Consider the following 22,748-nt stretch of genomic DNA (forward strand, 5'->3'; position numbering starts at 1 on the left):
AGTCATGTGACAGCGTCGGCCAAAGCTCATCGAAAGTCGCTTGCTGCATCAGAGACAGCATGGTTTGTAGATTTGCGTCTATAATACCTTTTCTGGGCCTTCTTCGCGTCTCCCATCAGCACTGATTGTGTTCCTTCTTGAATCCTGTCATGGCGACATCGGGGATATATTGCGGGGTTGATAGATGAAAAGCCGACAAAACTTGGGCGCACGGCTGCGCTATGAATTCGATAAGAGCATGGCCGGCGGTGCGATTGCGCTGATCGGTTGGCTGGCACTGATATCGCTGGTCGTCATCATGTTTGCCGGTGCCATTCTGGCACTGACCGGCATCGCACCCGATGGCGCGGAGCCCCTGGGCTTCATCGAAGGCACCTGGGAAAGCCTGATGCGGACCTTCGACGCAGGCACGATGGGCGGCGACCAGGGCTGGAGCTTCCGCGGCATCATGCTGCTGGTAACGATCGCCGGCATTTTCGTGTTCTCGGCGCTGATCGGTGTCATCAGTTCCGGTCTCGAGGAAAAGCTCGACGAGTTGCGCAAGGGCCGCTCGCAGGTTCTCGAGAAGGAACATACGGTCATCCTCAACTGGTCGCCGTCCATTTTCGACGTCATCGCCGAGCTGATCATCGCCAACCAGAGCCGCCGCCGGCCGCGCATCGTCATTATGGCGAATAAGGACAAGGTGGAGATGGAAGACGAGATCGCCGCCAAGGTTGGCGACCGCAAGAACACCAAGATCATCTGCCGCAGTGGCGACCCGACCGACCTTTACGACCTTTCCATCGTCAACCCGCAAACCAGCCGTTCGATTATCGTGCTGTCGCCGGAAGGCGAGGATGCGGATTCGCAGGTCATCAAGACGGTCCTGGCGCTGGTCAACGACCCCAACCGCCGGCCCGATAAATACATGATCGCCGCCGAAATCCGCGATGCAAGCAATGCCGACGTCGCACGCATTGTTGGCGGAGCCGAAATGCAGCTCGTGCTTGCCGATGATCTGATCTCACGGATCGTCGTGCATACCAGCCGCCAGGCCGGCCTCAGCGCCGTTTATTCCGAACTGCTGGATTTCGATGGCTGCGAGATCTACACGATCGGCCAGCCCGCTATCGTCGGAAAATCCTTTGGCAACGCCGTCCTTTCATACGAGAACAGCACGCTGATCGGACTGCGTGACGAAAGCGGCGCAATCCACCTCAACCCCAACCCCAACCAGGTCATCCTGGCCAGCGATCAGGCCGTCATCATCTCGGAAGACGACGGTGCCATTAAAACTTGGTCCGGCGACATGGGGATCGACAAGGGCGCGATCAAGCCGATCGTCAAACGGCCTGTGACCGCCGAGAAGACCCTGATCCTCGGCTGGAACCGCCGCGGACCGATCATAGCCTCCGAACTCGCGCGCTATGTGGCACCCGGCTCGCGCCTGACGATCGCCGCCGACACGCCGGAATTCGAGGCGGAAATCGCCAGCCTGAAGCTCGATCCGGCCAATCTGGTCGTCGAACACCATGTCATCGACACCAGCAGCCGCCCGGCACTCGATGCGCTGGATGTTCCGTCCTACAACCACGTGCTGGTTCTCGGCTATAGCGACACCATGCTTGCCCAGTCTGCCGATACGCGCACGCTGATCACCCTCCTGCAGTTGCGCAAGATCAGCGAGACGGCGGGCAAGCATATCAGCGTCGTCAGCGAAATGATCGACGTGCGAAACCGCGAACTGGCCGAAGTCACCAGAGCTGAGGATTTCGTTGTCAGCAACAAACTGGTCAGCTTGATGCTGGCACAGGCGTCCGAAAACGAATCCATGGCAGCCATCTTTGATGAACTGCTGGACGAGGCGGGGTCGGAAATCTACATGCGCCCGATGAGCGACTATGTCGACATCAGCAAGCCGATCAACTTCTTCACCGTTGCTTTGTCGGCGCTGCGCCGTGGGGAAGTGGCGCTCGGCTACCGGCGTCAGCGGGCCGACGATGCTGATCACCGCAATCTCGGCGGCGTGGTCGTCAATCCGAACAGGACTGAGCCCATCACCTATACCGAAGCCGATATGGTCATCGTGCTGGCTCAGGATTGAGCGCCTAAAGGATAGCGGCAAACGTGCCCTGCACAAAGAAACAGCCCGCGTCCTAGGTGGATGCGGGCTGTTCAAAATTTGCAACTAAGCTGGTCTTTGCAGCAAAGCTGGTCCAAGGCCGAACAGGTCAGATGATTGGCAGCGTCTCGTTATCGCCGGCAACGGAATTGCTGATCAGGCGGCCGAGCCGCTTGATCCCCTCGTCGATCATCTGGTCGTTGGCGCAGGAAAAGCTGATGCGCAAGCTATTGGCATTGCTGCCATCCGCGTAAAACGCCTTGCCGGGCACAAAAGCAACCCTTTCCGTGGCTAGCGACTTCGCCAGCAGTTCCGCTCCGTCCATACCCTCGGGCAAGGTGACCCAAACAAACATGCCGCCCTCGGGCTTGGTCCAGCTGGTGTTCTTCGGCATGTATTTTTCAAGCGCCGCCAGCATAGCGTCGCGACGGCCGCTGTAAACTTTCTTGATCTTCGCCACCTGCGCGTCGAAGCCACGCGATGCGACATGCTCGATGGCGATCTGGTTGATCGTCGAGGAATGAAGGTCGGCCGCCTGCTTCATCAGCACCAGCTTGCGGATGACCGGCATGGCGGCGATGACGAAGCCGACGCGCAGACCCGGCGCCAGCGTTTTCGAAAAGCTGCCGCTATAGATGGTGCGGGTATTTTCGATCCCGCCCTTGCGGGCGATGTCGAGCGCCAGGATTGGCGAAATTGCCTGCCCGTTGAAGCGAAGATGCTGGTAGGCGGCATCCTCCAGAATGGCGATATCCATCTCGTCGGCGAGCGCCAGCAGCTTTTCACGTCCCTCTTGGCCGATAGTTTCGCCGGTCGGGTTGGAGAAATCGGCGGACAGATAAGCGAATTTGACCTGGCCGCCGGCCTTGGCCGCCGTGTCCCGATAACCCTCCGGGGTGCGGTTGCCGTTCAGCGACAGCTGATCGTAATTCGGCTCGTAAGCATTGAAGGCGGACAGCGCGCCGAGATAGGTCGGCCAGGTCACCAGTGCCGTATCGTTCGGCGACAGGAAGAGCTTGCCTAGATAATCCAGCGCCTGCTGCGAGCCGGAGGTGATGAACACATTGTCGGCGGAGCATTCGATGCCGATCTTGGCGACGTCTGCGACGATCCAGTCGCGCAGAGGCTTGTAGCCCTCGCTGACGGAATACTGCAGCGCTGCATTGACTTGGCTGCTGGAAAAGATCTCGGCATAGGCCGCCTGAAACTCCTGCGCCGGAAACAGTGCCGGATCGGGAATACCGCCGGCAAACGAAATGATGTCCGGCTGCTCCAACAGCTTCAGAAGTTCGCGAATTTCCGACGCCTTCATGCGGCTGGAGCGGGTTGCGAATATATGTTCCCAATCAAGCACGTGAATGTTTCCTCTTATTTCCGATTTTGTTGCACACGCTTTACAGAAATTTCGACAGGTCAGCAATACTGACCTATCGAAATCATTGGTTTTCGACTTGCAGCTCCCCGAGCAAAAATTCTCCGCTTGGCGTGACGGCTGCGGCGGCTAAGACTTCCGGTATCGGTTTGGCGGTCGAATCGCCGGCCCTGGAGGAGGACAGACATGTTGAAGAACCTGGATCCGGCACTGAATGCGGACGTGCTTTATGCCCTGAGTTCGATGGGCCACGGCGATACGCTCGCCCTTGTGGACACCAATTTTCCGGCCGATTCGGTTGCCCGTCACACCGTGCTCGGGGAACTGCTGCGTATCGATAATGTATCCTCAGCGCGCGCCATGCAGGCCATCCTCTCGGTCTTGCCGCTCGATACTCCGCTCCAGCCGTCCGTCGGACGGATGGAGGTGATGGGCGAGCCGCAAACGATCCCGGCGATCCAGCGCGAGGTCCAGACGGAGATCGACCTGGCGGAGGGTCAGCCTGCTCCCATGTATGGTATCGAGCGTTTCGCTTTCTACGAGAAGGCGAAAGAAGCCTACTGCGTTATCGCCACCGGGGAAACCCGGTTCTACGGATGCTTCCTGCTCACCAAAGGCGTCATCCCGCCCACAGATGTCTGACCAGATGTGGGGAGCTTGGATGTCCAGAGGCCGGATCTTCCGGCCTCTGGACGAAGTGCATAAGGCAGCCTGGACTTAGTTGAGCGCCTTGTCGACCAGCTTGTTCTTGCCGATCCAGGGCATCATGGCGCGCAGCTTGGTGCCGACTTCCTCGATCTGGTGGCTGTCGTTCATGCGGCGGATGCCCTTGAAGCGCGAGCCGCCGGCCCGGTATTCCTGCATCCAGTCGGAGGTGAACTTGCCGGTCTGGATATCGGTCAGCACCCGCTTCATCTCGGCCTTGGTCTCAGCAGTGATGATGCGCGGACCGGAAACGTATTCGCCCCATTCGGCCGTGTTGGAGATCGAGTAGTTCATGTTGGCGATGCCGCCTTCATAGATCAGGTCGACGATCAGCTTCACTTCGTGCAGGCATTCGAAATAGGCCATTTCCGGCGCATAGCCAGCTTCTACGAGGGTTTCGAAACCGGCGCGGATCAGCTCAACAAGACCGCCGCAAAGAACGACCTGCTCACCGAAGAGATCGGTTTCGCATTCTTCCTTGAAATTGGTCTCGATAATGCCAGAACGGCCACCGCCGACGCCGCAGGCGTAGGAAAGGGCGAGTTCAAGCGCATTGCCCGACGCGTTCTGGTGAACCGCGACGAGGCAGGGAACGCCGCCGCCCTTCTGGTATTCGCCGCGCACCGTGTGGCCCGGGCCCTTCGGCGCGATCATCACGACGTCGACCGATGACTTTGGCTCGATCAGGCCAAAATGCACATTGAGGCCGTGTGCGAAGGCGATTGCCGCACCGTCTCGGATATTGCCGGCAATGTCAGCCTTGTAGATGTCGGCCTGAAGCTCGTCCGGGGTTGCCATCATCATCAGGTCCGCCCAGGCCGCAGCCTCGGCGACCGTCATCACCTTGAACCCGTCGGTTTCAGCCTTCTTGATGGTCGGCGAACCGGCCTTCAGCGCGATCACGACATTAGTGGCGCCGGAATCCTTCAGGTTCAGCGCGTGCGCGCGGCCTTGGCTACCATAGCCGATGATGGCGACATTCTTGGACTTGATGAGGTTGATATCGGCATCCCGATCGTAATAAACGCGCATCGTTGTTCCTTCCCTATGTGTAAACAGTTGAACTTCATTTTCCCGAGGAGACAGCTGCGTCCCCCGAATCTCTTTGCACCCCATGGAGCGTCAGAAAAGCCTCGACGGCCCTTCTCGCCTGCGCCTTGTTGTCTTTCAACGGCGTTTCGCCCAACAACATGCGCACATGCAGGTCGGAGACGATCAGCCCGTAAAGCGTGTGATAGGCGGCCTCGGCGCTGTCGAAACGCAACAATCCGGCCCTCTTGCCCTGGTCGATGAGCGCCATGGCGCGGCGATCGATCTGCCGCCGTCCGTGCTCTACAAGCATCCGGCCGAGCTTTGAGCCATCACGGCTCGACTGGCCGATCGCCAAACGATTCAAGGCAAGCGACACGTCGCCTGACAGAACCTCCAGCAGGTCGCGCGCAAAGACGTCCAGATGGTCGTGCAACAGGTCAGCCGTCAGCCGCTCCCCGCTTCGCTCGACGGTACGTACCTTGCTCTGCTGGAAAGAGATCATGGCAGCGAGCAGACCGTCCCGGTCACCGAACCACTTATAGAGGCTTTCCTTTGAACAGCTTGCAGCACGCGCCAGACCGGCCGTCGTCAGCGCCTTGTCGCCACCTTCAACGAGAAGACGCAACGCCTCCGCCAGAACGGCGCTCTGGCGTGGCGAAAACTCTGCTGAAGGGGCGGCCCCGGTCGACAACATCAAATCTTCCTCTAAGTACCGTACGGTACGGTTCCCATTTAAAATGGCGGAGTTGGGAGGTCAAGAGGTTTTTCAGTGCTTATGACTCAAGCAGAGCGGAGACTGGTTCACGTTAGGTTGAATACCCGTCAAAAAATATTCACACCTGTTCTGACGCCGCATGAGAACTCTCACCGAAGGTATTTACATACTTACATCTATTAGATTTTCCGCATTTTTGTAGATGTGCGATGGATAAGCCGAAAGCCGCCTGGCCGACCAAATTCTCTCTCTTGTTCTATTTGAATCAGCCACCCAAATAAGAGGCGTCGAACCACCCAGTTCGATAATTTATTTAGCACCAAGTTCCATTTTGGAGATCGTCATGAAAGCGATAATGATCGCAACGGCTGTAAGCCTCGTTGTCGGGGCATCGGCAGCCAGCGCTGCTCCCAGCAAACAAACCAACCGCTCGCCACAGGTCACGGCACACGAGCAGGCGCCTTCAAACAAGGCGGACGACAGCAGCTGGAAAAAGCGCAGCACCTACAAGCCGCACTGGCGCAATAAGTACGTGCCCTGATATCAAATAGGCTGATTGGAAACTCGAACCGGGTTGCACGGGCGCTGCCCGGTTCATCAGAAGGAATTTGTAAGATGAAGATGATTGCGGCTGCGATCGCAGTTCTAAGCCTTGCAGGCACGGCCCATGCGCTGGAACCCATTGATGGAAGCATCACCTATAAAAATCCGGATGTCCAAATGGGCTTCAGCCGCGTGCCTGTCGGCTCCACCTTCGAACATCATTTCTACGACAATGGCGGCGACCACATCGTCGAGACTTACCGGGTGAACCCCGACAGGACATTGCAGTTGATCTTCCGCGTGCATCGCGAACATGGCTGATTGGACATCGCGGTAGCCGCGGTATCAGGCTTCCAGAATAGAGGCGACGTCCCGCATCGGCGATACGCCGTAGAGGCGACTATATTCGCGACTGAACTGCGACGGGCTCTGGTAGCCGACCCGATGCCCCGCATTGCCGACATCGAGACCTTCTGCCAGCATCAGCCGCCGCGCCTCGTGCAGCCTGAGCTGCTTCTGGTATTGTACCGGGGTCATCGCAGTAATCGACTTGAAGTGATGATGGAATGACGAGACGCTCATTCCCGCGTGCTCGGCCAGTTCCTCGATCCGCAACGGATGGGCGAAATTTTCCCTGAGCCACGCAATCGAGCGCGCGATCCGGTTGCCCTGGCTGTCGGAAACAGCAATATTGACCAACTGCCCGCCTGCCGGTCCGATCAGGATCCTGTAAAGGATTTCCTGTTCGATCAAGGGCGCCATGGCAGCAATGTCGCTTGGACGATCGAGCAAGCGCATCAGTCGCACCGAGGCATCGAGAAGCTCCGGCGTTGCGGTGTTGACTATGATGCCGCGCTGCCCCTTTGCCGGCTGCGCACCCCCGCCAAGTTCGACGCGTCCCATCAAGTCGAGCACCTTGTCGTTGCTGATCGCCATGGTAATGCAGAAATGCGGCACTTGCGGGCTCGCCTCTACGACACGCCATGCGACGGGCAGATCAAGCGATGTCAGCAGATAATCTCCCGCTCCATAGTTGATTGTATCGCTTCCGAGCTGCACGGATTTCGCGCCCTGGATGACCATGGCAAAACACGGGCGGTAGCTGCCATGGCACGGCGCACTTGGCGAAGCGCGGCGGCTGATTCCCACTCCCTCGATCGCCGTCTGTACCTCACCGTCGCTGGTCGCGAAGCGCGCCGCGATCGAGGCTATTTCCTGATAAGGACTGAAAGGCAGCGTCATGGAAAACTTTCCGGCTGAATGAGCCAACGAACGGCGACCGCGTCTATGTAAATCGCCTCTTGCTGTTAGCAAAGCGCACTGACGGGTAGATTTGCAGGATCGTGCAAGAGAAATGGAGGATCGATCTAACGCTTCCGGCGGCTGGCGAGGCATAGTTCTGACGTCGAATTCTTCCACCTCAACAGATGAATGGAGCTTCCATGGCTATTGCAAAAGGCTATGCCGCGACCGACGCCACCAAACCGCTGGTGCCCTTTACCTTCGAGCGCCGCGAACCGAATGCCGACGATGTCGTCATCGACATCAAGTTCGCCGGCATCTGCCATTCCGACATCCATACGGTCCGCAACGAGTGGGGCAATGCGGCATTCCCGATCGTGCCCGGCCACGAGATCGCCGGCATCGTTTCCGCCGTCGGCGCCAACGTTACGAAATTCAAGGTAGGCGATCGCGTCGGCGTCGGCTGCTTCGTCGACAGCTGCGTCGGCTGCGCTTCGCGCGACGTCGACAACGAACAGTATATGCCCGGCCTCGTGCAGACCTATAACAGCGTTGAGGCAGACGGCAAGACGCCGACCCAGGGCGGCTATTCCGACCATATCGTCGTCAAGGAAGGCTATGTCCTGTCGATCCCGGACAACCTGCCGCTCGATGCGTCCGCGCCGCTGCTTTGCGCAGGCATCACGCTTTACTCACCGCTGCATCACTGGAATGCCGGACCGGGCAAGAAGGTCGCCATCGTCGGCATGGGCGGCCTCGGCCACATGGGCGTCAAGATCGGTGCCGCCATGGGCGCGGATATCACCGTTCTTTCCCAGACCCTGTCCAAGAAGGACGATGGCCTGAAGCTCGGCGCCAAGGAATACTACGCCACCAGCGACGCGGAAACCTTCACGAAGCTCGCGGGCACGTTCGACCTGATCATCTGCACGGCCGGCGTGGCGATCGACTGGAACGCCTATCTCGGCCTCCTGAAGGTCAACGGCTCTATGGTCATCGTCGGCGCTCCGGAACATGCCATCCCCGTGCACGCCTTCTCGCTGATCCCTGGCCGCAAGAGCCTTTCCGGCTCGATGATCGGCTCGATCAAGGAAACCCAGGAAATGTTGGATTTCTGCGGCAAGCACAACATCGTCTCCGAAATCGAGACGATCAACATCCAGGACGTCAATGAAGCCTATGAGCGCGTCCTGAAGAGCGACGTTCGCTACCGCTTCGTCATCGACATCGCCTCGCTGGCTGCTTGAGCTAGCGGCAGTCGACATGGAAAGGGCGGCTGCAAGGCTGCCCTTCTTGTTTCAAGCGAGCTCGCTTTGGTCGTATTTCTCCCGTGCAGCCCTTACCAACGCGTGATTGTCGCCTGCCCATTGCAGCACCTTGGACAAGGGCTCGAACAGGGAACGGCCGAGATCGGTCATCCGGTATTCGACGCTCGGCGGCTTGGTCGGGAATACCTCCCGGTCGATATAGCCGTCGCGCTGCAGGTCGCGCAGCGTCTGGGTCAGCATCCTCTGCGAAATGTCCGGTACCAGGCGACGCAATTCGCCGAAACGATAGGGTCTTTTGGCAAGCGCCTCCAGGATCAGCGTCGACCACTTGCCGGCGATCCGATCGATGACATCGCGCACGGGGCAGTTCCCCGCATCCCGGCCGGGCGTATCGCAGGGCTTGCCGATGGGCTTTTGGGCGCGGTCTGGATTTGCGATCACTTGGGTGGTTCCTTCAAGGTAACGATCTCCCTCAAAACTGCCTCCTTTACAGATCTTCGTCAATTCCTATTCTAGCGCTAGTCTCTTTTTGAGACCAATCACCGCGCCCGGCATATGCCGGCATTAGAAGGAAGTTGATATGGCCAGGATCCTGGTAACCGGAGCTGCAGGGCAACTCGGCAAGGCGACAATTCGTCACCTGCTGGAGACATTGAGGATTGCGCCCAGCGACATCATCGCGGCCAGCCGTGACTCTTCCAAACTCGCGCATTTTAAAGAGCAAGGGATTGAAACGCGGATTGCAGATTTTGACGACGAAGCGGGGCTTGAAAAGGCTTTTGCAGGCGTCGACCGCCTGCTGGTCATCTCGACGGACGAGCTTGCGGTACCCGGCAAGCGCCTCGTGCAGCACAAGGCTGCGGTTTCGGCCGCTGTCAAAGCCGGCGTCGGCCATGTCGTTTATACGTCGATGCCGAATCCGGACAAGTCACTGGTCACATTCGCACCCGACCATCTGGGCACGGAAGAAGCGGTCAAGGCAAGCGGGATCCCGTACACCATCCTGCGAAATTCCTGGTATCACGACAATTATCTGATGGCCATGCCGCACCATTTGCAGACCGGCACCTGGTACACGGCCATGGGCAGCGGCAAGATCGCCAACATTTCCCGCGACGACTGCGCCCGGGCCGCGGCGGCCGCCCTTGCCTCTCCTCCCGCCGGCAATCAGGTCCTGACGTTGACGGGTTCAAAATCGCTGACTGCCGAAGAAATCGGTGCGCTGGCGGCGACCGCAAGCGGCAAGTCCCTGGACGTTGTACAGGTGACCGACGAGCAGCTTGGACAAGGTTTGGCCGGGGCAGGTCTGCCGGACTTCGTGGTCAAGATGTTGGTTTCGGCGGATGCCAATGTGCGGGCGGGTAACTTCGACCTGGTGACGGATCATTTCCGGTCCTTGACGGGCGTCGAGCCACAGAGCCTGGAAGACTATTTCGTGGCGCACAGGGCCGCCTTGGCCGCAGGTTAGGTAGTGGATTGCATTTCTTCATATGATGCGATAATTAGTAGTTGATACTAATTTCGATGTAATACGGAGAACAAATGCGCAGGATCGGCTTGATTGGTGGGATGAGCTTTGAGAGTACGGCCGTCTACTATCGGCTGATCAACGAGGCGGTGCGGGCGCGACTGGGTGGCCTTGCCTCGGCGGATCTCGTTCTCCATTCGGTCAATTTCACCGAAATCGTCGACATGCAAAAGGCCGGCCGCTGGGACCTGGCGGCCGAGCATCTGAGCAAGAGCGCTGCCGACTTGCAGGCGGCCGGTGCGACCTGCGTGCTGATCTGCACCAATACCATGCATCTGATTGCGCCCCAGATCCAGAACGCATGCGGCATTCCAGTAATCCACATCATCGATGAGACGGCGCAGGCCTTGAAGACACGCGGGCTGCGGCGTCCGCTTCTGCTTGCCACCCGCTACACGATGGAGCACGGCTTTTATTCCGAGCGGATGAAAGCGCAGGGCATCGAGGTCATGGTGCCGGATGCCGATGATCGTACCGACATTCACGATATTATTTTCACCGAGTTGTGCGCCGGAAGGGTCGAAGATGCGTCGCGCCTGAGAACGACCGCGATGATCGACAAAGCCAAGGCCGCAGGCGCCGACAGCATCATCCTGGGATGCACTGAAATCTGCCTGCTGCTCGATCCGTCCGACCTGCCGCTACCGGGCGTCGACTCCACCGCAATCCATGCACAGGCAGCCGTCGATTTCGCGCTTGGCAAGATGGAAGCAGAGCGCTCCGCTGCTTAAAGCCGACAGCCGCGCGCTGCTCAGGAGTTATCCTTCAGCGTTTCTTTCTGGGTGATCAGCCGCGCGCTGTGCTGCCCCGAGAGGTAGATCCAGAGCCAGCTCCAAGCGACGGCCAGACGCGATCGGGTGCCGATCAGGAAGTAGATATGGGCGAGCCCCCATATCCACCATGCGATTGCACCGGTCAGTTTGATCCGGCCAAAGTCAATGACCGCAGCACGCTTGCCGATGGTGGCAAGGCTTCCCTGGTGGCGGTACCTGAACGGCGAAACGGTGGGATCACCCGCAAGCCTGGCCTTGATTACCTTGGCGACATAGGAGCCCTGCTGCTTGGCCGCCGGCGCAATGCCGGGAACCGGCTTGCCGTCCTCGCCCAAGACCAGCGCCGTGTCGCCGATGATGAAGATATTGTCGTCTCCCTCAATGGTCAGGTCCGGCTTGACATGCGCGCGACCGGCGCGGTCAGCCGCTGCATTTACCCATTGCGCCGCCGGCGATGCCTGCACACCGGCCGCCCAGATGACGGTGCGGCAGGGAATGAAGGTCTCGCCGATGGTGACGCCCTCTTCGGTGATGGCTGTCACGGGCTGCCCCAGGCGTACGTCCACGCCCAGCTTTTCCAGGGCCCGCTTGGCATAGGCCGACAAACTTTCGGTAAAGGCAGGCAGGATGCGCGGCCCGGCCTCGAGCAGAAGCACGCGGGTTCGGGTCGTGTCGATCTTGCGAAATTCCGGCGGCAGAACCGTATTGGCGAGTTCCGCAATCATGCCCGCAAGCTCCACCCCCGTCGGACCGGCGCCTATAATGGCAAAGGTCAAGAGCGCGTCCATCTCCGCTGTTTTTTCGGCGATCTCGGCCTTTTCGAAAGCCAGCAGAATGCGCCGCCGGATCGTCGTGGCGTCTTCCAGCGTCTTCAGGCCCGGTGCGACGCCTTCCCACTCGTCACGGCCGAAATAGGCGTGCCGGGCCCCGGTCGCCAGAACCAGTGTGTCATAGGCTAGTTGCCTGCCCGATTTGAGCCTTACCGTCCTAGCCTGCCGGTCGACGCCCAGAACTTCGTCCAGGACGGTGGTGACTTCTTTTCGCTCCCGATAGAGCAGACGGATAGGCCAGGCGATTTCCGAAGTTGCCAGCACTGTGGTTGCCACCTGGTAAAGCAGCGGCTGAAAAAGGTGGTGGTTGCGTCTATCGACCAGAGTGATGTCGACCGGCGCGGCGCGAAGACCGTGCACGAGGCTGAGGCCACCAAATCCACCCCCGACGACGACAACCTTATGTTCTGCCATGATACCATTCCCGAGATGACTGAGTTCAGCCTATGCTGCAACGCAGCATAGATGTAGCGGCATCCGAGACAGATAAAACTGTGTCAGATCGTCTGCCCGCAGGCGCGACAGAAGCGCCGAACGGTTTCCGCCATGCCATGTTCCAGCGCATCGGCCGTCAAGCCATGGCCGATCGAGACTTCGGCCATATCCGGGATGCGCTTGACCAGCGGCGGCAGGTTGGCGACCGTCAGGTCGTGGCCGGCATTGACGCCCAGACCTTCGGCGAAAGCGGCATCCGCAGTGCGGCCCAAAGCCTCAAGCATGGCTGCAGCACGTTCCGGATCGTCGTAGCAGCCGCCATAGGGACCCGTATAAAGCTCGATCCGGTCAGCACCGGTTGCTTTTGCAAGCTTCACCGCCTCGACATCGCCGTCACCATCGGCAAACAGGGAAACACGCATTCCCTTCGCCTTCAGCCGGGCAACGATCGGCTTCAGCATCTCGCCGGTGGCGCGGAAATCAAAGCCGTGGTCGGATGTCGCCTGGCTGGGATCGTCAGGAACAAGCGTCACCTGCTCTGGCTCGATCCGCTCGCACAGGGCCAGGAAGTCTTCGCTGGGATAGCCCTCGATATTGAATTCGGCTTGTGGAAATTCGTCGTCGATCAAAGCGCGCAGCACCGGCAGGTCGGAAAAGCGGATATGGCGCTGGTCCGGCCGCGGGTGGACGGTCAGCCCTGCCGCGCCCGCCTGGAGGGCGATACGTCCTAAACCCTCGACGCTTGGCCATGGCAGGTCGCGACGATTGCGCAACATGGCGACGGCATTGACGTTGACGGAAAGCTGGGTCGGCATAGCGGCGTCTTCCAGAGTCAGAAAGTGTTGACATCGCTTTTAGAACATCGCCACCAGCCGCGCCACCAGCTTTGCGAAAATGCAGCCCCAGATAGTTTTAGTAGACGATAAATCACGAGGTCGAGGTACTACCAATTCGTAAAATTTAACGTAGTTTAGGAACACAGAACCCGCCGACAAGGCTGAAAGCGGCGAAACTACAGCGGCGGCGGCGAGTTCTATCACTCTTTTCTGCCCGGTCACCATGTTGCTGGGCTTGGACTGAACTTTAGACTTGGCGCTGAGGCGCGCAACCGCAGGCAGTGCATTTCGAGATAACCATTCGCAGGACGGAGGAGATCCCATGCGAAAGGATGCAATTGCAGCAGTTCCGGGAACTGATACTGGCGGCGGCATTCCGCGCAGGGGCTTCATTCCGCGCACTGGCCTCCGTCTCGATGTTCCGGACGAACCACTCGCGATCGCGGATATGGCCGACTTCTTTGGGGTCACCCACCGCACCCTTCATTTCTATGAGGAGAAGGGCCTGATTTCGGCCGGTCGCTCCGGTCCGATGCGGACCTATGGGATTGAAGACATAGAGCGTATGGCCGTCATCAATGCCTGCCGAGAGATCGGCATTTCCATCGCGGTCATCCAGGAGATGATGGAGGAAGTGGATGGCGCGGCCTCGCAGGTGGAGGCGGACAAGATTTTCCGGAGCGTGCTGACGCGACGCAAGCGCGAATTGACGGCGGACACGTCGCATATCCGCCGGCAGGTGCAGCAAATCCAGACCATGCTCCTCAACGAAGCGGAGGAGGACCGGCCTGCGCCCAGTGGAAACGAGTCGCCGGCACTGACGGAACTGGAAAACCAGTGCCTGCTTTTTATGGCCGAGGGCTATTCGGCGCCGCGCCTTGCGCGCACTTTGGATGTGGATGCAGACGAACTGCTGGCGCTTGAAAGCGCCATTATCCGAAAGCTCGATGCGACGAACCGCTTCCAGGCCGTTGCCAAGGCGCTGCTGCTCGGCATGATCCCGGATTGATCAGCCGACGACGACCTTAGCGCACGACAGTCAGCGTTTCGGCGGCGCGGGTGATCGCAGTATAAAGCCAGCGCTCGCGGGTGTCGCGGAAGGCCCAGCTTTCGTCGAACAGCACGACATTGTTCCACTGCGAACCCTGCGCCTTGTGAACCGTCAGCGCATAGCCATAATCAAATTCGTCGTAGCGCTTGCGGGTTGTCCAGGGAATCTCGTCCTCGCTCTCGAAAGCCTGCTTCAAAAGCTTGATCTTGGCCGCGCCGCGATCCATGTCGTCGTCTTCCGGCCGGATCATCAGATTAATGCCTGGTTTGACGGTCTCGCGCGATGAACTCATCACCTGCCAAAGCGAACCGTTCAGCAAGCCCTTCACCTGATCATTGCGCAGGCAGACCAGCTTGTCGCCTGATTGTGGATAGTCCGCCGAAAAGCCCTTTAATTCCCGAAGCCGCTGATTGTAGCGCTTGCGGGTCTTGTTGGTGCCGACGAGAACCTGGTCCGCTTCCATGACCAGCGGCTGGGTCACCTCATTGCGGGAAATGACCTTGGCCGTACCGTAATCGCCATACATCAGCTCCTTGCCCTCGCGCACGTCCATGGCAAGCTTGATGATCGGGTTGTCGTGCGCCTGCCGGTGAATATCGGTGAGCAGATAATCCGGCTCCTGCTCGGTGAAGAAGCCTCCCCCCGTCACCGGCGGCAACTGGCCCGGATCCCCGAGAACCAGGATCGGCGTCCCGAAACTCATCAGGTCCCTGCCAAGTGCTTCGTCCACCATCGAGCATTCATCGATGATGATCAGCGCCGCCTTGGCGAGCGGGCTCTGCCGGTTGATGGAAAACATCGGGGAAATCGAAGTCTTGCCTGCCTCGTCCTCGACCGCTTCTTCGCCTCTCGGGCGATAGATCAGCGAATGAATGGTTTTGGCATTGCGCGCGCCGCGGGCCCGCAGCACCTGGGCCGCCTTGCCGGTAAAGGCCGCAAACAGCACCTCTCCATCGACATGTTCGGCGAAGTGCTTGGCGAGCGTGGTCTTGCCGGTACCGGCATAGCCGAACAGCCTGAAGACTTGGCGTCCGCCCTCCTTCAGCCAGCGTGAAACAGCCTTGAGGGCTTCGTCCTGTTGCGGTGCAAATTGCATGACGTGGACTAGGCAGGATTCTGACTACGAGCGCAATAGGAAAGAACGAAAGAGGATCAAAGCCTCACAGTTCTCGGCGCTCATGTCAGACTATGCCGCAGCTGTCCATGAAGACTGATTGATTATCGCAGCGGATCATTGGCAAGCTGAATGGGCTGCCCATGTGGTGTCGCTTCGGCGGCCCTTTGCCAGCTTGCCTGCAGACCCCGGATCTGCGTATCATCGGCAAGTCCCTTGTCGACCAGCAGCTTCGATAAGGCCGCGACCCAGCAGTCGAAATAATCGCTGCCATCCTGCGCCCGTCCCGGCTTGTGCACCTCCGACGAAAGCGCGGCTGCCCACTCGCTCCAGCCGAACAAGCCATTTTGGTGGAGATGCACGGTCATGGCAAAGGCCTCTGCCGCCCAGGGCTCCGGAAATACCGGCTCTCCCTCGTTCGATTTCGGCAGGCCGGGAGACTGAACCAGATCGGGCAGAGTTTCACACACGCTCAAGATAGCTCTCCCAGGCATCAATCGACACCGTCAGCGTGGGATCAGCGCCCTCGCCCCAAATTTCAGTGGCGTCGAACACAACTGTATAAACCCATTGCGGGCTTTCGCCCTTGCTATGGGCGTTGTCGTCCGGGAAAACGAAGGATCCCTGCACCGCTTCAACAATGCCGCTCTTCGCACGCGCATAGCGCGGCAGCCGCGTATGGGTTTCCGGGTTGAAGTTTCGGGTCCGCACGCGATCGCCAGGCTTGAAAAACGGCTCTGTCCCAATCGACCGATCGCAAGGACCGCCCTTGGCGAGCACGCCGGCCACCATGTCCGCCTTCAGCACCCGCTTCGGTACTGCCGGCTCGATTTGCATCACGCCGGCATCGACCTCCTCCCGCGTCGCAAAGCCATGCCGTTCCAGCAGCACTTCCAACGCACGGGTCCAGATCTCGTAATAGCTTGCGGCAAGGTAGTCCGCGGGTGGAATGTTTTCGCGGGCGTGCCTGCTTTCGTCAATCGTCCAGGCTCCAAAGGCACCGCAGGAGAGCGTCAGGCCAAGCGCCCGCTTTTCCCATTCCGCATGGAAATAGGGCTCGTCCGTTTCCGGCGCGACAAGCCCGAAACCCATCTGGCCACCAAGGTCGTGAGGTCCGTTCATCGCGACAGTTCCACGATAGCCGTGCCGATCATCGCGTCCCGGCTGACAAGCGCAGCCAGTGCCTCCTCCGTTAATCCATCGCTGTCAGCGGGCTGCTCGGGAATGACGAGATAGCGCAGCTCGGCCGTCGAATCCCAAACGCGGATCTTCTTGGTGTCCGCCAGTTGCAGGCCAAACTCGGCCAGAATGCCGCGCGGATCGATGACGGCGCGGGAGCGGTAGGCAGGCGCCTTGTACCAGACCGGCGGCAGGCCGAGGACGGCCCAAGGATAGCAGGAGCACAGCGTGCAGACGACGAGGTTGTGCGTTTCCGGCGTGTTGAAGACCGCCCGCATGTGCTCCCCTTGGCGGCCCGCATAGCCGAGGCTGGCAATGGCGGCCGTCGCATCTCGCTTCAGCCAATCGGCAAAATCCGGATCGGTCCAGGCTTTCGCCACCACATGCGCGCCATTGCGCGGGCCGATCTTCGTCTCGTAGGTTTCAACGATCGCGTCGATGGCCGCTGGGTCGATGAGGCCCTTCTCGGTCAGCACCATTTCCAGCGCCTTCACCCGCGCCTGCATGTCGCTGTAGCGGTTGTCATGATGATGATCGTGGTCATGGTGGTCGTGGTCGTGCATGGGGTCTTCCTCTTATCGCAGCATCGGCCACAGGCTGGCGACGAGCAGCACGGCCATGGTGATGTTGAACCATTTTAGCCTGATCGGCACGGCAAGCCAGTCCCTGAGCGCAGATCCGAAACCGGCCCAGGTCGACACGCTCGGCACGTTGACGGCCGCGAATGCCAGACCGACGATCAGCACGGTCGGCAGATAATAATCGGGATTGGTGTATGTCGCCATGGCGGTGACGGCCATGACCCAAGCTTTCGGATTGACCCATTGGAACGCGGCCGCGCCGAGGAATGTCATTGGCCGCGACCCGGTCTTGCCGTCCGACAGCGTGCGCGAATTACCGATCTTCCAGGCGACCCAGAGAAGATAGGCGCCGCCGGCAAATTTGAGGAGGGTGTAGACGATTGGCACCGCATGCAGCAGCGCCCCCAGTCCGAGCCCGACGCCGATCAGCAGCGACAGGAAACCCGCCCCGATGCCGGCCATATGCGGGATGGTCCGCATGAACCCGAAATTCACGCCCGATGCAAACAGCATCATATTGTTGGGCCCTGGGGTAATCGACGTGGTGAAGGCGAAAAGGACGAGGGCCAGAAATGTTTCCAGCGGCATGTGTTCTCCTGGCGCCAATCTTTCCCAATCGATCTTGGCCACCTCGTATGGTGGATGGTCCTCAACTTGGTGATAAGTTCCTTGGCCGCAATCCGCAAGCATAACTTGGAACCGCGTGCGGCCGCCATATCTGAAGCATGTCATCAGAACCAGGAGCATGTTCATGGCCGACATCCCGAAAGTCACCCTGCCCTCTGGCATCTCAGTGCCGGCCCTTGGACTCGGGACATGGCAGATGGGCGAAGATGCTCGCAATTCCGATGTGGAAGTGGGAAGCCTCAGGCGTGGCCTCGATCTCGGCATGACACTGGTCGACACGGCGGAAATGTATGGAGAAGGCGGCGCCGAAACGGTGACCGGCGCGGCAATCGCAGGCCGCAGAGAAAACGTCTTTCTGGTCAGCAAGGTTTACCCCTGGAACGGGAGCCGCGAAGGCGTCATCGCTGCCTGCGATCGTAGCCTCCAACGCTTGAAGACCGACCGGCTCGACCTCTACCTTCTGCATTGGCGTGGCGAACATCCGCTGCAAGAAACCGTGGCCGGTTTCGAGGAATTGTGCCGCGCCGGCAAGATCGCGGGCTGGGGTGTCTCCAATTTCGATCTTTCCGACATGGAAGAGTTGATGGCCGTGCCGGAGGGGAAAAATTGCGCAGTCAACCAGGTTCTCTACAACCTTTCCCGCCGCGGCGTGGAATATGACCTCCTGCCATGGTGCCAGGAACGCGGCATCCCGCTCATGGCCTATTCGCCGATCGAACAGGGTCGGCTGGTCAGGAACGGCGAACTCATCCGTATTGCCAAGGCTAATCAGGCAACACCGGCGCAGGTCGCGCTGGCCTTCCTCTTGGAGCGTGATGGGGTGATCGCCATCCCCAAATCGTCTAATCCGCAGCGGGTCGAGGAAAATGTCCAGGCTGCCGATCTCGACCTCAGCGACGAGGATTGGGAGGCGCTCGATGCAGCTTTCCCGCCGCCGGACCGCAAGATGCCGTTGCAGATGCTCTAGTCGATATCGAGCTGCTGTCGCTCGGCGACAAGGCGATCCACCGCCTGGAAGAAATCGATCTCCTCCCAGGTGGAAGTATCGCGATAGGAGGGATAGAAGCCAAAGGCGACGGCAGCCAGTTGCTCTACACTCGGCCGGGCCTGCCGGCGCTTCGAGATCGCCCTGGCCGTCTTGCTGAGACGATCATCCGTCAGACCCCAACCTGCATAAAAGGGGGCGGCATAGCAGCGGACGGGAATGCCGCGAAGCAGCGCATCGAGGCCGAACTGGCTGGACACGGCCCAGACTTCATCGACCCCGCCCAGCACTGAATCGACCGAAACGGCATCCGCCATCAACACCACGCCGGGCGTCCGGGCCGCCGTTTCAGTAATGTAGCCCTTACGGAAACCGGCCATGACATCTGGATGCGTGCGCACGATGCACTGGGCGCCGCTGCCGACAGCATCCTCGAGCATGCGCACGAAGCTTCGCGTCGAGCCGCCGGCCAACGGCACCGAAACGTCGCCATAGACCTGGTCGACCAGCAGGATACGCCTACCCGTCGTGTGCCCGAGCTTTGGCTCTCGATGCGGCAGGTTATTGTATTTGGAAAGCTTGTGGCGCACCAACGCGTCGCGGATATCCGCCCCCAACGCGGTGGCCTGCGGGGTCAACGAAGCGGCAATCAGTTGTTCAAGGCGCGAAGGTCCTGACGCATCGACCGGCATGCCGAGATCGTCGGCAGCGATCGAGATCGGTAGGGCCAGCGATTTGCCAAGACCAACGGATCGCAGGAAGCCGTCCTCCAGATACCAGACCGGCAGCCCCCGTGCACGCGCGACGAGGCTCGCTGCCTTTGCGGGAATGCGACCGCCCCAGCGCACCACGCCCTGTATGCCGGGCGCAAGCGTCGGCTCGAGTTTTTCCACGTCGAAATAGCGGCTCAACCAGGGTTGAGACTGACGGACATAGAAGGTAGCGCCAAGGCGCATGCCGGGCTGGGGAAGCCAATCCTTCTGCAATTCCTGGTCCTCCCTCGTTCCGTCAGCTGCGTCTACATTCCTTGCGGCCCGCGGTTCATCGCTGCAATGCCGGTTCGGCAAACCTCGATCAGGCCGAGCGGCTTCAGCACGGCGACGAACTGGTCGATCTTCGAAGATTTTCCGGTGATCTCCAAAATGAAATGCTCAACCGTGGCATCGACGACCTTGGCGTGGAATGCATCCGCCAGACGCAGTGTCTCGGCCCGGTGATCGCCCGCTCCCACTACCTTCAGCAAGGCCACTTCCCGCTCGATCGGCCGCTCCTGCCCGAGGTCGCGGGCCCGCACGGTCAGGTCGACGACCCGGTGGACTGGCACGATACGGTCGAGCTGCGCCTTGATTTGTTCAAGCACCGTCGGCGTGCCGCGCGTCACGATGGTGATGCGGGATAGATGCGCTTCATGTTCCGTTTCGGAAACGGTCAGGCTCTCGATATTATAGCCGCGTCCGGAAAACAGGCCGATCACCCGGGCCAGCACCCCGGGCTCGTTGCTGACAAGCACGGAAAGCGTATGGCTTTCCACCTTGGCTGTTTCCGGGGCAATGAAATAGGCCGAGCCTGTCGGTTGCTGATGCGCATTCATGATCTTGGATCCGTTTCCTCAGTATCTGGTCGAAGAGTGTCAGCTCATTAAACGAGCTGACGGCCCTTGGCATCGATCGCCGTGGCGACCACTTCGTCGGTGGCCTCGTCCGGCAGCAGCATTTCATTATGCGCCTTGCCAGATGGGATCATCGGGAAGCAATTGGCCAGATTCGCTACGCGGCAGTCGAAGATCACCGGCTTCTTGACCGCGATCATCTCCTCGATCTTGCCGTCCAGTTCCTTCGGATCGTCGCAATACATGCCGAGTGCACCATAGGCTTCCGCGAGCTTGACGAAATCCGGCATGGCCTCCGTATAGGAGTTCGACAGGCGATTGCCGTGCAGCAGCTGCTGCCATTGGCGGACCATGCCCATATACTGGTTGTTGAGGATGAAGATCTTCACCGGTAGATTATGTTGGATGGCACAGGACATTTCCTGGATGCACATCTGGATCGACGCATCGCCGGCAACATCGATAACCAGCGCATCAGGATGCGCGACCTGAACGCCGATCGCCGCCGGGAGCCCGTAGCCCATGGTGCCGAGACCGCCCGATGTCATCCAGCGGTTCGGTTCCTCAAACTCAATGAACTGAGCAGCCCACATCTGGTGCTGGCCGACCTCGGTGGTGATGAAGGTCTTGCGGCCCTTGCTCAGCGCATTGAGACGCTCCAGCGCATATTGCGGCATGATGACGTCATTGGATTGCTTGTAGGAGAAGGACTTGCGAGCTCGCCAGTGGCTGATCTCGCTCCGCCATTCCTCGGTCTGCGCCTTGGCGGGCGTCTTAGGCAGCGCTCGCCACAAACGGACCATGTCGCCGAGGACGCTGGCAACATCGCCGATGATGGGAATGTCAACATGCACGTTCTTGTTGATCGAAGACGGATCGATGTCGATGTGGACCTTGCGCGAATTCGGCGAAAAGGCGTTGAGGCGCCCTGTGATGCGGTCGTCGAAGCGGGCACCGACACAGATCATGACGTCACAGTCATGCATCGCCATGTTGGCTTCATAGGAACCATGCATGCCGAGCATGCCGAGCCAGTTTTTGCCGGATGCGGGATAGGCGCCAAGACCCATGAGCGTCGACGTGATCGGGAAGTCTGTAAGCTCGACCAGTTCCCGCAGCAGCCGCGTCGCCTGCGGGCCCGAATTGATCACGCCGCCACCGGTATACAGGATAGGACGGCGCGCATTGGCCATGAGATCGACTGCAGCCTCGATCGCAGTGATATCGCCCTGGGTCTTGGGATGGTAGCTCGACTTCACCGGTTCGGCTGGACGCGGCGTATAGGTGCCAGTCGCAAACTGGATGTCTTTCGGAATATCGACGACAACCGGGCCCGGGCGGCCGGACTGGGCAATGCGAAAAGCTTCGTGGATGATCCCGGCCAGTTCGTTGACGTCCTTGACCAGCCAGTTGTGCTTGGTGCAGGGCCGGGTGATGCCGACCGTGTCGCATTCCTGGAAAGCATCCGAGCCGATCAGCGTCGTGGGAACCTGACCGGTCAGGCAGACCAGCGGGATGCTGTCCATCAGCGCGTCCTGGAGCGGCGTAACCGCATTGGTCGCTCCCGGACCGGAAGTCACTAGCATGACCCCGACTTTTCCGGTGGAACGGGCATAGCCTTCTGCCGCATGGCCGGCGCCTTGTTCATGACGCACGAGGATATGCTGGATATCCTCCTGCTGGAAAATCTCGTCATAGATTGGCAGGACGGCGCCGCCAGGATAGCCGAAGATGTGCTCGACGCCATTGTCCTTCAGTGCCCTCAGAACGATTTCCGCACCAGTCATGCGGGTATCCGACGCCTGATTTTCTGCTATCTGATTGCTGCTGTCCGTCATCTGCTTCTTCCATTTGCTGCTGGATTTTGTACCGGCGGCTCCTCCGAGCCGGTTTGAAGGCATAAAAAAAGGCCCCTTCGAGGAGCCTGTCTTTTCGCGCATGGGTGGCTATCGCCGGATGGTTACACCATCCTGCCCATGCGCGTTCCCACCACAATAAGAGCGATCGAGATATTCATGGGGCTGAGTGTTAGCGACAGATTAAGTGTTCGTCAACGCTGGCTAGCGCCGAAAAACGTCATCTTGCTGATTTTGCTGCCCTGCCGCAGCCTGCCATACACTTGCCTACACCACTTGTTAAGCCGCTGGGCATAAGGTTCTTCGTCTGTCGGGCATGCCCGAACCAGTAACCGCTCATGAACTCATACCCCAATGACAGGG

Annotated in this window: 24 protein-coding genes; 9 read left to right on the forward strand and 15 right to left on the reverse strand. The window is 59.6% G+C overall.

Annotated elements, in window-relative coordinates; translation table 11 throughout:
- Nucleotides 1-184: 184 nt before the first annotated feature.
- Nucleotides 185-2,086: a CASTOR/POLLUX-related putative ion channel gene (locus tag E2F50_RS07650; protein ID WP_133315552.1), complete on the forward strand. Its 1,902-nt coding sequence runs from the start codon at nt 185-187 to the stop codon at nt 2,084-2,086.
- Between the two features lie 127 nt (nt 2,087-2,213).
- Here E2F50_RS07650 and E2F50_RS07655 read toward each other — a convergent pair whose 3' ends face one another.
- The gene (locus E2F50_RS07655; protein WP_133315554.1) at nt 2,214-3,458 is read right to left on the reverse strand and encodes an aminotransferase-like domain-containing protein; all 1,245 of its coding nucleotides are present in this window, start codon (nt 3,456-3,458) and stop codon (nt 2,214-2,216) included.
- A gap of 204 nt (nt 3,459-3,662) precedes the next feature.
- Here E2F50_RS07655 and E2F50_RS07660 point away from each other — a divergent pair, with 204 nt between their 5' ends.
- A complete protein-coding gene (locus E2F50_RS07660; RefSeq protein ID WP_133315556.1) occupies nt 3,663-4,118 on the forward strand; it encodes an RbsD/FucU family protein in 456 nt (151 codons plus the stop codon).
- A gap of 75 nt (nt 4,119-4,193) precedes the next feature.
- On the opposite strand, the gene ilvC is transcribed toward E2F50_RS07660, so the two are convergent.
- Nucleotides 4,194-5,213 carry a ketol-acid reductoisomerase gene (ilvC, locus tag E2F50_RS07665; RefSeq protein ID WP_133315558.1) on the reverse strand — a complete coding sequence of 340 codons (1,020 nt, stop codon included), beginning with the start codon at nt 5,211-5,213 and terminating at the stop codon, nt 4,194-4,196.
- A 34-nt stretch (nt 5,214-5,247) separates the two neighbouring features.
- A complete protein-coding gene (locus tag E2F50_RS07670; protein ID WP_133315560.1) occupies nt 5,248-5,907 on the reverse strand; it encodes a TetR/AcrR family transcriptional regulator C-terminal domain-containing protein in 660 nt (219 codons plus the stop codon).
- Nucleotides 5,908-6,271: 364 nt separating this feature from the next.
- Here E2F50_RS07670 and E2F50_RS07675 point away from each other — a divergent pair, with 364 nt between their 5' ends.
- Nucleotides 6,272-6,469 carry a hypothetical protein gene (locus tag E2F50_RS07675; protein WP_133315562.1) on the forward strand — a complete coding sequence of 66 codons (198 nt, stop codon included), beginning with the start codon at nt 6,272-6,274 and terminating at the stop codon, nt 6,467-6,469.
- A 74-nt stretch (nt 6,470-6,543) separates the two neighbouring features.
- The gene (locus E2F50_RS07680; protein WP_133315564.1) at nt 6,544-6,792 is read left to right on the forward strand and encodes a hypothetical protein; all 249 of its coding nucleotides are present in this window, start codon (nt 6,544-6,546) and stop codon (nt 6,790-6,792) included.
- A gap of 24 nt (nt 6,793-6,816) precedes the next feature.
- Here the strand turns inward: E2F50_RS07680 and E2F50_RS07685 are convergent, their stop codons facing one another.
- Nucleotides 6,817-7,713 carry an AraC family transcriptional regulator gene (locus E2F50_RS07685; RefSeq protein ID WP_133315567.1) on the reverse strand — a complete coding sequence of 299 codons (897 nt, stop codon included), beginning with the start codon at nt 7,711-7,713 and terminating at the stop codon, nt 6,817-6,819.
- A gap of 200 nt (nt 7,714-7,913) precedes the next feature.
- Here E2F50_RS07685 and E2F50_RS07690 point away from each other — a divergent pair, with 200 nt between their 5' ends.
- On the forward strand, nt 7,914-8,960 hold the full coding sequence (locus E2F50_RS07690) for an NAD(P)-dependent alcohol dehydrogenase (RefSeq protein WP_133315569.1): 1,047 nt from the start codon (nt 7,914-7,916) through the stop codon (nt 8,958-8,960).
- A gap of 51 nt (nt 8,961-9,011) precedes the next feature.
- Here the strand turns inward: E2F50_RS07690 and E2F50_RS07695 are convergent, their stop codons facing one another.
- Complete coding sequence (locus E2F50_RS07695) at nt 9,012-9,419, reverse strand: winged helix-turn-helix transcriptional regulator (protein WP_425375380.1); 408 nt, start codon at nt 9,417-9,419, stop codon at nt 9,012-9,014.
- A gap of 142 nt (nt 9,420-9,561) precedes the next feature.
- Between E2F50_RS07695 and E2F50_RS07700 the strand changes: the two genes are divergently transcribed.
- Nucleotides 9,562-10,449, forward strand: coding sequence for an SDR family oxidoreductase (locus E2F50_RS07700; protein ID WP_133315572.1), 888 nt, complete (start codon nt 9,562-9,564; stop codon nt 10,447-10,449).
- A 74-nt stretch (nt 10,450-10,523) separates the two neighbouring features.
- On the forward strand, nt 10,524-11,240 hold the full coding sequence (locus E2F50_RS07705; RefSeq protein WP_133315573.1) for an aspartate/glutamate racemase family protein: 717 nt from the start codon (nt 10,524-10,526) through the stop codon (nt 11,238-11,240).
- A 20-nt stretch (nt 11,241-11,260) separates the two neighbouring features.
- Here the strand turns inward: E2F50_RS07705 and E2F50_RS07710 are convergent, their stop codons facing one another.
- Together E2F50_RS07710 and E2F50_RS07715 are read right to left on the reverse strand one after the other, a co-directional pair.
- A complete protein-coding gene (locus tag E2F50_RS07710) occupies nt 11,261-12,526 on the reverse strand; it encodes an NAD(P)/FAD-dependent oxidoreductase (protein WP_133315574.1) in 1,266 nt (421 codons plus the stop codon).
- Between the two features lie 83 nt (nt 12,527-12,609).
- Nucleotides 12,610-13,362 carry a pyridoxine 5'-phosphate synthase gene (locus E2F50_RS07715; RefSeq protein ID WP_133315575.1) on the reverse strand — a complete coding sequence of 251 codons (753 nt, stop codon included), beginning with the start codon at nt 13,360-13,362 and terminating at the stop codon, nt 12,610-12,612.
- Nucleotides 13,363-13,705: 343 nt separating this feature from the next.
- Between E2F50_RS07715 and E2F50_RS07720 the strand changes: the two genes are divergently transcribed.
- The gene (locus E2F50_RS07720; RefSeq protein ID WP_133315576.1) at nt 13,706-14,392 is read left to right on the forward strand and encodes a MerR family transcriptional regulator; all 687 of its coding nucleotides are present in this window, start codon (nt 13,706-13,708) and stop codon (nt 14,390-14,392) included.
- Between the two features lie 16 nt (nt 14,393-14,408).
- On the opposite strand, the gene E2F50_RS07725 is transcribed toward E2F50_RS07720, so the two are convergent.
- The 5 genes from E2F50_RS07725 to E2F50_RS07745 form a co-directional block, all read right to left on the reverse strand.
- Nucleotides 14,409-15,530, reverse strand: a complete 1,122-nt coding sequence (locus E2F50_RS07725; RefSeq protein WP_133315577.1) for an ATP-dependent DNA helicase — start codon at nt 15,528-15,530, stop codon at nt 14,409-14,411.
- Nucleotides 15,531-15,652: 122 nt separating this feature from the next.
- Nucleotides 15,653-16,024, reverse strand: coding sequence for a nitrile hydratase accessory protein (locus E2F50_RS07730; protein WP_133315578.1), 372 nt, complete (start codon nt 16,022-16,024; stop codon nt 15,653-15,655).
- The gene (nthB, locus tag E2F50_RS07735; RefSeq protein WP_133315579.1) at nt 16,011-16,670 is read right to left on the reverse strand and encodes a nitrile hydratase subunit beta; all 660 of its coding nucleotides are present in this window, start codon (nt 16,668-16,670) and stop codon (nt 16,011-16,013) included. The genes E2F50_RS07730 and nthB overlap by 14 nt, the downstream gene beginning before the upstream one ends.
- On the reverse strand, nt 16,667-17,290 hold the full coding sequence (gene nthA / locus E2F50_RS07740; RefSeq protein WP_133315580.1) for a nitrile hydratase subunit alpha: 624 nt from the start codon (nt 17,288-17,290) through the stop codon (nt 16,667-16,669). Before nthA ends, nthB begins: the two co-directional genes overlap by 4 nt.
- Before the next feature lie 12 nt (nt 17,291-17,302).
- Nucleotides 17,303-17,896: a LysE family translocator gene (locus E2F50_RS07745; RefSeq protein ID WP_133315581.1), complete on the reverse strand. Its 594-nt coding sequence runs from the start codon at nt 17,894-17,896 to the stop codon at nt 17,303-17,305.
- Between the two features lie 163 nt (nt 17,897-18,059).
- On the opposite strand from E2F50_RS07745, the gene E2F50_RS07750 reads away from it, so the two are divergent.
- On the forward strand, nt 18,060-18,902 hold the full coding sequence (locus E2F50_RS07750) for an aldo/keto reductase (RefSeq protein ID WP_133315582.1): 843 nt from the start codon (nt 18,060-18,062) through the stop codon (nt 18,900-18,902).
- Here the strand turns inward: E2F50_RS07750 and E2F50_RS07755 are convergent.
- The 3 genes from E2F50_RS07755 to E2F50_RS07765 are packed head-to-tail and all read right to left on the reverse strand — an operon-like array spanning nt 18,899 to nt 22,367.
- Complete coding sequence (locus tag E2F50_RS07755) at nt 18,899-19,906, reverse strand: capsular polysaccharide export protein, LipB/KpsS family (protein ID WP_245515339.1); 1,008 nt, start codon at nt 19,904-19,906, stop codon at nt 18,899-18,901. The two genes, E2F50_RS07750 and E2F50_RS07755, sit on opposite strands and share 4 nt — an antisense overlap.
- A gap of 32 nt (nt 19,907-19,938) precedes the next feature.
- A complete protein-coding gene (gene ilvN, locus E2F50_RS07760) occupies nt 19,939-20,511 on the reverse strand; it encodes an acetolactate synthase small subunit (protein WP_133315583.1) in 573 nt (190 codons plus the stop codon).
- 47 nt (nt 20,512-20,558) lie between these two features.
- Nucleotides 20,559-22,367, reverse strand: a complete 1,809-nt coding sequence (locus E2F50_RS07765; RefSeq protein ID WP_133315584.1) for an acetolactate synthase 3 large subunit — start codon at nt 22,365-22,367, stop codon at nt 20,559-20,561.
- Nucleotides 22,368-22,748: the final 381 nt, after the last annotated feature.

Source organism: Rhizobium deserti, from assembly GCF_004358025.1.
Taxonomy (GTDB): Bacteria; Pseudomonadota; Alphaproteobacteria; order Rhizobiales; family Rhizobiaceae; genus Neorhizobium; species Neorhizobium deserti.

Coding starts and splice junctions, on each gene's coding strand:
- E2F50_RS07680 (WP_133315564.1), top strand. CDS start 6,544: ATGAAGATGATTGCGGCTGCGATCGCAGTTCTAAGCCTTGCAGGCACG.
- E2F50_RS07700 (WP_133315572.1), top strand. CDS start 9,562: ATGGCCAGGATCCTGGTAACCGGAGCTGCAGGGCAACTCGGCAAGGCG.
- E2F50_RS07670 (WP_133315560.1), bottom strand. CDS start 5,907: ATGTTGTCGACCGGGGCCGCCCCTTCAGCAGAGTTTTCGCCACGCCAG.
- nthA (WP_133315580.1), bottom strand. CDS start 17,290: ATGCACGACCACGACCACCATGACCACGATCATCATCATGACAACCGC.
- E2F50_RS07675 (WP_133315562.1), top strand. CDS start 6,272: ATGAAAGCGATAATGATCGCAACGGCTGTAAGCCTCGTTGTCGGGGCA.
- E2F50_RS07705 (WP_133315573.1), top strand. CDS start 10,524: ATGCGCAGGATCGGCTTGATTGGTGGGATGAGCTTTGAGAGTACGGCC.
- E2F50_RS07720 (WP_133315576.1), top strand. CDS start 13,706: ATGCGAAAGGATGCAATTGCAGCAGTTCCGGGAACTGATACTGGCGGC.
- E2F50_RS07690 (WP_133315569.1), top strand. CDS start 7,914: ATGGCTATTGCAAAAGGCTATGCCGCGACCGACGCCACCAAACCGCTG.
- E2F50_RS07750 (WP_133315582.1), top strand. CDS start 18,060: ATGGCCGACATCCCGAAAGTCACCCTGCCCTCTGGCATCTCAGTGCCG.
- E2F50_RS07725 (WP_133315577.1), bottom strand. CDS start 15,530: ATGCAATTTGCACCGCAACAGGACGAAGCCCTCAAGGCTGTTTCACGC.
- E2F50_RS07765 (WP_133315584.1), bottom strand. CDS start 22,367: ATGACGGACAGCAGCAATCAGATAGCAGAAAATCAGGCGTCGGATACC.
- E2F50_RS07710 (WP_133315574.1), bottom strand. CDS start 12,526: ATGGCAGAACATAAGGTTGTCGTCGTCGGGGGTGGATTTGGTGGCCTC.
- nthB (WP_133315579.1), bottom strand. CDS start 16,670: ATGAACGGACCTCACGACCTTGGTGGCCAGATGGGTTTCGGGCTTGTC.
- E2F50_RS07650 (WP_133315552.1), top strand. CDS start 185: ATGAAAAGCCGACAAAACTTGGGCGCACGGCTGCGCTATGAATTCGAT.
- E2F50_RS07685 (WP_133315567.1), bottom strand. CDS start 7,713: ATGACGCTGCCTTTCAGTCCTTATCAGGAAATAGCCTCGATCGCGGCG.
- E2F50_RS07715 (WP_133315575.1), bottom strand. CDS start 13,362: ATGCCGACCCAGCTTTCCGTCAACGTCAATGCCGTCGCCATGTTGCGC.
- ilvC (WP_133315558.1), bottom strand. CDS start 5,213: ATGCGCGTTTATTACGATCGGGATGCCGATATCAACCTCATCAAGTCC.
- E2F50_RS07745 (WP_133315581.1), bottom strand. CDS start 17,896: ATGCCGCTGGAAACATTTCTGGCCCTCGTCCTTTTCGCCTTCACCACG.
- E2F50_RS07660 (WP_133315556.1), top strand. CDS start 3,663: ATGTTGAAGAACCTGGATCCGGCACTGAATGCGGACGTGCTTTATGCC.
- ilvN (WP_133315583.1), bottom strand. CDS start 20,511: ATGAATGCGCATCAGCAACCGACAGGCTCGGCCTATTTCATTGCCCCG.